The sequence below is a fragment of the Halomonas sp. ND22Bw genome (genome assembly GCF_003011945.1).
GTDB lineage: Bacteria > Pseudomonadota > Gammaproteobacteria > Pseudomonadales > Halomonadaceae > Halomonas > Halomonas halophila.
The window spans coordinates 1-247 of record NZ_PXWD01001489.1 but is presented as its reverse complement, the minus strand read 5'-3'; the positions used below and the strand labels follow the sequence as shown (position 1 = coordinate 247).

The window sequence follows — 247 nt, the reverse complement described above, 5'->3', positions numbered from 1 at the left end:
TCAGCCGTCTGACGTCGTAAGCGCAATTGATTGTTAACACGCGCGACGACCTGCGGTGGACTAAACGGTTTTTGTATGAAGTCTTCCGCGCCAATCTTAAGCGCAGCGCTCTCTAGTTCCGGCTCGGTACACCCGCTCACAAATACCACAGCAATGTCGTTGAGCGAACTATCGGCCTTGAGCGCTTCGCAAACCTGCAACCCACTCATGCCACCGAGTTGTGCATCAAGAAGCATCACGTCAGGCG

Annotated in this window: 1 protein-coding gene; it reads right to left on the bottom strand. The window is 54.3% G+C overall.

The features are described 5' to 3' along the window. The coding region (locus CVH10_RS23175) for a two-component system response regulator (RefSeq protein WP_146143338.1) at positions 1 to 247 on the bottom strand (247 nt) is incomplete at both ends.